The sequence below is a fragment of the Deinococcus multiflagellatus genome (assembly GCF_020166415.1).
GTDB classification, from domain to species: domain Bacteria; phylum Deinococcota; class Deinococci; order Deinococcales; family Deinococcaceae; genus Deinococcus; species Deinococcus multiflagellatus.
The window spans coordinates 136,468-143,315 of the sequence record NZ_JAIQXV010000011.1 but is presented as its reverse complement, the minus strand read 5'-3'; the positions used below and the strand labels follow the sequence as shown (position 1 = coordinate 143,315).

Sequence of the window (6,848 nt, the reverse complement as noted above, 5' to 3'; positions counted from 1 at the left end):
GATGCGGGCGCCGAGCTGGTGGTAGCGCTCGGGCTGGCGCAGGAAGTCCACGACTTCCTGCAGGTCGGTCTTGGCCTCGTCGCAGCCGGCGACGTCCGCGAAGGTCAGCTTGATCTGCCCCTCCCCGATCACCGACGCCTTCGACCGCCCGAAACTGGCCGCGCCGTTGCCACTGCTGCCCGCGCGCATAGAGCGCCACAGCACCACCAGAATCAGCGCGGTGAGCAGCAGCGGCAACACCTGCCCCAGCCACGCCAGCCCGCTGCCCGCTGCGGTGACCTGCAGCGGCACCCCGGCGCGCCGGATGCGGCCCAGCGTCGCGCCGTCCGGGGGCACCAGTAGGGATTTCACCTGGGGACCGCTGGGGGCGCTCAGCGTGACGGTGGCCTGCCCCGCACTGCTGAGCACCACGCGCGAGACCTGCCCGGCCTGCAGATCGGCAAAAAAGCGGTTGGTGGTGTAGGGCTCGTTGCCCGGGGCCGGGCTGGCGGGCCCCTGGGCCAGGGCCGGGCTCAGCAGCAGGGTCAGCAGGCAGGCGGCGCGGCGCATGGTTCATGCTACGCCGCGCAGCCCGGCACGGTCTTTTCCTGTCCCACAATGTGGCGGCGGGGCGCCTGGGTGCTTGGCCGACTGACAAGCCGCAGGCGGCCCTGATCCGGGCCTCAGCTTTCCGTCAGGTCCGCTCCTTATGCTGTTTGTTATGCGCACTGCATTTCTGCTCGGCTCGCTGGCCCTTGGCCTCAGCGCCTGTACCGTGACCGTTCGCCCCAACGTGGGCCTGCAAGGCTCGGGCAGCAACCTGATCACCAGCCTGCGCCCGGACCGGGGCGAGGGCAGCACCTACGCGGTGGGCGAGGCCGTGCGCGTCAGCATTTCCACCCGCGCCCCTGGGTACGTGACCCTGCTGGCCCTGCAGAGCAACGGCAATGCCAGCGTGCTGGTGCGCAACGCCTACGTGCAGGCGGGCACCACCACCTTCCCCCGGGCCAGCGACGGCGTGACCTTCAATGTGGCCGAACCCCGGGGCCTGCAGCGCATCCGCGCCATCTTTACCCGCGTGCGCCCCACCACGGACCTCGTGCTGCGCGGCACCTACGACAATGGCCGCTGGAACGCCGAGAGCGACGCTTACCTGCAGCCCTACAACACCGCTGACCGCGACGTGCAGGAAACCTACCTGTACATTCGCTGACCGCGTGCTCTGATGCCGGGCGGGCCTTCCCACAGCGGGGAGGCCCGCTGCCGGTATGCTGCCCGCCATGAGTCTGACCTTCGAGGAGGCCCGGGAGCGGGTGGACGCGTATATCTCGCAGTTCAAGGAGGGGTACTTTCCGCCGCTGCTGATGCTGGCGCGCCTGACCGAAGAAACCGGCGAGATTGCCCGCGTGATCGCCCACGACCACGGCAAGACCCCCAAGCCCGGCGAGGACCGGGGCGACCTGGAAATGGAACTGGCGGATCTGCTGTTCGTGATGCTGTGCATGGCCAACGAGCGCGGCCTGAGCCTGGAACGGGGCTTTGAGCGCATGATGGCCAAGGTGGAGGGCCGGGACGCAGACCGCTGGACCAGAAAAGAGGGAGCCCAGCCATGACCGACCTCCGTTATCCCCTGGGCCCCATGCCCACGCCGCCGCACCTGACCCCAGAGGAACGGGCCGCCGCTCTGCAGGCCCTGCGGACCCTGCCAGAGGCCCTGCGCGCTGCCGTCAGCGGTCTGACCGGGCCCCAGCTGGACACCCCTTACCGCCCCGGGGGGTGGACGGTGCGGCAGGTGGTCCACCATGTGGCCGACAGCCACCTGAATGCCTTTGCCCGGGTGAAACTGGCGCTCACCGAAGACAACCCCGCTGTGAAGCCCTACGAGGAAGGCCTGTGGGCCGACCTGCCCGACAGCCGCCTGCCGCCGGAAGTCAGCCTGACCCTGCTGGACGCCCTGCACACGCGCCTTGTGGCCGTGCTGTACGGCACGCCGCTGGAAGACACGGCCACCTGGGCCCGACCCTGGACCCACCCGGCGCAGGGGCGCACCTACACGCTCGATACGTTGCTGGCCATGTATGCGTGGCACGGCCAGCACCACGTGGCCCACATCACCGGGCTGCGCGGGCGGGAAGGCTGGTAATGCAGTTTGGCCCAGAGCTGCACACGCCGGTCTCCCACCGCGCGGCGGGGGTGGTGATCCTGAATGATGCGGGCGACATTCTGCTGGTGCGCGAACAGGGCGTGCCCGAGCAGCGGCAGAAGGCCGGGCTGTGGCACATCCCCAGCGGCACAGTCGAGGACGGCGAAAATCCCCAGGACACGGCGGTGCGTGAAGCGTGGGAAGAAGCCGGGGTCCGGGTGCGCCTGCTGAAGTTCCTGGCCGCGTACCTGGGCCGCTTCCCCGACGGCGTGCCGGTGCTGCGCCACGCCTGGCTGGCCGAGGCGTTGCCGGACTCCACCTTCCGTCCGGCGCTGCCCGATGAAGTGCTGGAGGTCCGCTTCGTGTCCCAGGCTGACTTTGCGGCCCTGTACGACGCCGGGCAGATTCGCATGTACCACACGAAGATGTTTTACGAGGATGCCTTGAGGGAACAGGCCATGGGCCCTGGGCCATGAGCTATGGGGGACGGGATCCCAGAGGGCATGTCGCCGTCTCGTTGGCAGGACCGCGAACGAAAACCCAGCTTCTCCGTCATGTTCACAGGCGGACAGAAAAAAGCGCCCCGACAGTGGGGCGCTTTCTTTGACCTCATGGCTCATGGCCCAAAGCCCACAGCCCCTTACTCGTAACCCAGTTCGCGCAGGGCTTCTTCGTCCTCGCGCCAGCCGGGAATCACGATCACTTCCAGGCCCAGGAACACCTTGCGGCTTAGAAAGACCTCCAGCTGCTTCCTCGCCGCCTGTCCAATCTCGCGCAGCTGCTTGCCGCCCGCGCCGATCACCATGCCCTTGTGGGCGTTCTTCTCCACCACGATCTCGCCCTCAATGCGCTGCAGGCCGTCCTCGCGCTCGGTCCAGCGGTTGACGCGGGTGGCCACCGCGTAGGGCAGTTCGTCGCGCAGCTTTTTCATGGCTTCTTCGCGGATGATCTCGGCGGCCCACATCTCGCGGCTCTGGTCGCTGGCGGCCCCCTGGGGGAAGAAGAAGGGGTTTTCGGGCAGCACGTCCAGCAGCTGCTCGCGCAGGGTGGCCACGGCGTTCGGGTTGTTCTGGGCGCTCAGCATGGTGTCGCTGGTCTCGCTGTCCCGGCCCTCCAGCAGCGCGCGGTAGAGCTTCATGGCTTCGTCGGGGTACTTGGCGGCGTCGGTCTTGTTGCCCACCAGAAACAGGGGCTTGGGCAGCTCGCGCACCTGCCGCGCGACCAACTGGTCCTCATCGGTGGGGGGGTGGCGCAGGTCCACCACCCAGACCACGGCGTCCACATCGGCCAGGGCGGAGTGGACCTCGTGGTTCATGTACTTGCCCAGGGCGTCTTTGGGCTTGTGCAGGCCTGGCGTGTCCACAAACACGATCTGGCGCTCGCCGCTGGTGTGAATGCCGCGCACGCCCCGGCGGGTGGTCTGGGGCCGGGGGCTGGTGGGGGCCACCTTGGTGCCCAGAAAGGCGTTGAGCAGGGTGCTTTTGCCGACGTTGGGCTTGCCCACGATGGCCACGAAGCCAGAGTGGGTTTGCTCGCCGGAGGTCAGGGAGGGGTCCGTCATCACAGACCAATTGTCTCACTTTTGGGCCCCACCTGACCGTGAGCGCCGAACTGTAGCCGCACACTCCATTTAAAAGACCGCCTCTTTCTCTTTGTGCGCGCTGGTACCGTATGAGCCCTGCTTGGCATTTAGTTTGATATCAACCAAGAGGAATGCCCTCTATGGTTCAGATGCGGTCTGTCATTCAAAACGCAGGTTTCTTTAAGGAGGCTTCCGATGAAGAAGTTGGCCATGCTTGTTGCCTTAATGTTGCCCGGAATGGTTGTGGCGGGTGGGGGAAGTGCCGTGCCGCGTGGCAATACCATTGCCGCCATCGTGGCGAATGATCCCAACTTCAGCACGCTGCTCAGCGCGGTTCAGGCAGCGGGGCTGGTGGACACGCTAAGCAGCGCTGGGCCTTTCACGGTCTTTGCGCCCACCAATGCGGCCTTTGCCAAGGTGCCGGCCGCAGACCTGAACGCCCTGCTCAATGACCGCGAGCGCCTGCGGGCCCTGCTGCTGTACCACGTCGTGCCCGGCCGCGTGACGGCCGCGCAGGTCACAGGCCTCAGCTCGGCCAAGACGGTCAACGGCGCGAGCCTGAACATCAGCACCTCGGGCAACATGGTGATGATCAACGACGCCACCGTGACGCGCGCCGATATTCGCGCCAGCAACGGCATCATTCATGTGGTGGACACGGTTCTGATGCCCTGAGCGGCACAGGCCCCGGATGGGGACGTGGCGGCTGGGGGCAGGGCTCCTGGCCGCCGCGCTGTGGGGCGCTCTGTGGCCTTCCGCCGTCCCGTCCACATCCCCCCGTCCACATCCCTGGTGATCCCCATGAAGCCTGTTGTGCACGTCGTCTCCTTCCTGGCCCTGGGCGGCGTCGCGCTGGGCAGTCTGCTGAGCCCGCTGGCCCCACCCCGGGCGGAACCGAACCCGCCCGTCCCGGTTCAGGTGGCTGCCTCGTCCCGCCCGGCCGTGCCAGCCACCCTCACCCTGCGCTGGAGTGTGCCCGAGCCCCAGCTGGTTGGCGCTCGGGTGCAGCGGCCACTGCTGCACCGCTCGGTCACCCTGCCGCTGCGTGCCCAGGACGTGCTCGCCGCCCGGCAGCAGGGCAACCTGACCGGCCTGAGACGGGACCTGGACCGCGCCTACGCCCGTATAGAGGCGCGGGTGCCCCGTGACATCCGCTTTCGCCGGACCGCGCAGGGGTGGGTGGGCGAGGCTGTTACCGGCTGGACGCTGGACCGCCGCGCGGCCGATGGGGCGGTGCTGAACACCCTGGGGGCGGGGCAGGATGACGCGCGCCTGCCGGTCAAGTTGCGGGCCCCAGCGCGCAGTGTGCGCTGGGCACAGGCGCAGGGCCTGCAGCATGTCGCCACCGGCACGTCCTCCGTTGCGGGCAGCCCGGAGTTCCGGGTGCACAACATCCGTGTAGGGGCCGCGCGCCTGCAGGGGACATGGCTTGCGGCGGGCGCCACCTTCAATTTCAATGCCCTGGTGGGGCCGGTGGCCGCCCGTACTGGCTTCAGGCCCGGCTACGTGGTCACGGGCCGGACCCTGGCGCTGGAGGACGGCGGCGGGCTCTGTCAGGTGAGCACCACCGTCTTCCGCGCCGCGCTGCGCTCGGGCGTGCCTATTACAGAGCGACACGCCCATTCGTATCAGGTAGGCTACTACGGCGACCCCGGGCAGGACGCCGCCGTCTATGCCCCCAGCAAGAACCTGCGATGGCGCAACGACTTTCGTAGTGTGGTCCTGGTGCAGACCGAGTGGGATGTGGCCCGGGAACAGCTCTCTGTTCACCTGTTCGCCCGCCCGGATGGTCGCCGGGTGCAGCTGGCGCCAGTGCAGGTCCGTGGCGTGGTGGCGGCCCCCGCCCCCACCTATATGGTGGACCCGGCCATGGCGCCGGACGAGGTGCGCCGCGTGGACATGCCCGCGCCCGGCGCACAGGCCAGGGTGGTCCGGCAGGTGCTCTGGCCGGGAGGCACGCGCCGCACCGACGTGATCCGCAGCAGTTACCGGGCCTGGGGCGGTGTGTTCGCCGTGGCGCCCGGTGACCCCCGCGCCCGGCGCTGAAGGGCAAAGCTGTCTCTGGGGCGCGCTGGGTTCTGTGTTGCAGGCAGCAGGCGGAGTGGCCCCGGGGTCATCCTGCGGCGAACGAAGGGCGTGTGCGGAATTGAGGGGCGACCTCTGGTTCCAGGGTGGAGCGGGCAGCCGCTCTCAGAGCGGTCTTCCGTTCCGTTGAGGGGGGCGCTTTCCTCCCCTCAACGTCACGCCAACCGCTGTCTGTCGCGGTCACTCTCGCCGCTCGCCCCACAAGACCTGAAGGGTTCACCTGCAGGTCTTGTGGTTACCGCTCTCAGGCGTGGCGCTGGGCCTGCAGGCGGCGGATCATGGGCGGCACCACGGCGCGCGGCAGCAGGCGCAGGGCCGCAATCTGCAACTGGTTGATCCGGCCGGGAATCACCACGGCCTGTCCGCGCAGCATGGCGTCAATCCCTGCGCGCGCCACCTGCTCGGCGCTCAGCATGGCCAGCCGCACCGGGCCCTGAAGCAACTGGCTGCGGCCCAGGCCGCTGGCCGCCTGGAAGCCGGTTTCCACTGGCCCCGGGCACAGCGCCGTCACGCTCACGCCGTGGGCGCGGAACTCTTCGTTCAGGGCCTCGCTGAGGCTCAGCACGTAGGCTTTGCTGGCATAGTAAGCGGCCATCAGCGGGCCGGGCTGGAAGGCGGCGGTGCTCGCCACGTTCAGAATGCGCCCCCGCCCCTGCGCGACCATATGCGGCGCCAGCAGCCGCGTCAGTTCGGTCAGCGCGGTGATGTTCAGGGCGATCAGGCCAGAAATGGCCTCGGGGGTCTGCTGCAGGAACTCGTCGAAGGTGCCCAGGCCCGCGTTGTTCACCAGGATCTCGGGGTACAGACCCCGGGCGTGCAGTTCATCAGTCAGGCGCTGGGCGGCGCCTGGCTGTGCCAGGTCGGCGGGCAGCACATGCACGGGCACACCGTGGCGGGCCTGGAGCTCCTGGGCCAGGGCCTGCAGGCGCTCGGCGCTGCGGGCCACCAGCACCAGCGGGGCGCCGCGTGCCGCCAGCTGCCGGGCGAGGTGTTCACCGATGCCGCTGCTGGCACCAGTCACAAGGGCGAGGGCGGGAGATGGGGTCATAGGGGCCTCCT

General features: G+C 68.7%; 8 protein-coding genes and 1 pseudogene. 6 read left to right on the top strand and 3 right to left on the bottom strand.

Annotated features, from left to right (window positions below; all coding sequences use genetic code 11):
* Nucleotides 1–549 (bottom strand): annotated as a pseudogene (locus tag K7W41_RS13945) (ATP-dependent zinc metalloprotease FtsH); the annotation flags it as partial.
* Nucleotides 550–700: 151 nt separating this feature from the next.
* Here K7W41_RS13945 and K7W41_RS13940 point away from each other — a divergent pair.
* The 4 genes from K7W41_RS13940 to K7W41_RS13925 all read left to right on the top strand — a co-directional run bounded on the left by K7W41_RS13940 (nucleotide 701) and on the right by K7W41_RS13925 (nucleotide 2,598).
* Entirely contained in the window at nucleotides 701–1,192 is a 492-nt protein-coding gene (locus K7W41_RS13940; RefSeq protein WP_224609679.1) for a DUF4384 domain-containing protein, read from the top strand.
* Between the two features lie 67 nt (nucleotides 1,193–1,259).
* Nucleotides 1,260–1,592 (top strand): nucleotide pyrophosphohydrolase, encoded by a 333-nt coding sequence (locus tag K7W41_RS13935; RefSeq protein ID WP_224609677.1) that lies wholly within the window; start codon nucleotides 1,260–1,262, stop codon nucleotides 1,590–1,592.
* Complete coding sequence (locus K7W41_RS13930) at nucleotides 1,589–2,122, top strand: YfiT family bacillithiol transferase (protein WP_224609675.1); 534 nt, start codon at nucleotides 1,589–1,591, stop codon at nucleotides 2,120–2,122. Before K7W41_RS13935 ends, K7W41_RS13930 begins: the two co-directional genes overlap by 4 nt.
* On the top strand, nucleotides 2,122–2,598 hold the full coding sequence (locus tag K7W41_RS13925) for a Nudix hydrolase (protein ID WP_224609674.1): 477 nt from the start codon (nucleotides 2,122–2,124) through the stop codon (nucleotides 2,596–2,598). The genes K7W41_RS13930 and K7W41_RS13925 overlap by 1 nt, the downstream gene beginning before the upstream one ends.
* Before the next feature lie 164 nt (nucleotides 2,599–2,762).
* Here the strand turns inward: K7W41_RS13925 and era are convergent, their stop codons facing one another.
* On the bottom strand, nucleotides 2,763–3,683 hold the full coding sequence (gene era, locus K7W41_RS13920; RefSeq protein WP_224609672.1) for a GTPase Era: 921 nt from the start codon (nucleotides 3,681–3,683) through the stop codon (nucleotides 2,763–2,765).
* Nucleotides 3,684–3,968: 285 nt separating this feature from the next.
* Here era and K7W41_RS13915 point away from each other — a divergent pair, with 285 nt between their 5' ends.
* The gene (locus K7W41_RS13915; RefSeq protein WP_224609670.1) at nucleotides 3,969–4,379 is read left to right on the top strand and encodes a fasciclin domain-containing protein; all 411 of its coding nucleotides are present in this window, start codon (nucleotides 3,969–3,971) and stop codon (nucleotides 4,377–4,379) included.
* A 126-nt stretch (nucleotides 4,380–4,505) separates the two neighbouring features.
* On the top strand, nucleotides 4,506–5,750 hold the full coding sequence (locus tag K7W41_RS13910) for a VanW family protein (protein WP_224609668.1): 1,245 nt from the start codon (nucleotides 4,506–4,508) through the stop codon (nucleotides 5,748–5,750).
* Nucleotides 5,751–6,033: 283 nt separating this feature from the next.
* On the opposite strand, the gene K7W41_RS13905 is transcribed toward K7W41_RS13910, so the two are convergent.
* Entirely contained in the window at nucleotides 6,034–6,837 is an 804-nt protein-coding gene (locus tag K7W41_RS13905; RefSeq protein WP_224609666.1) for an SDR family NAD(P)-dependent oxidoreductase, read from the bottom strand.
* Nucleotides 6,838–6,848: the final 11 nt, after the last annotated feature.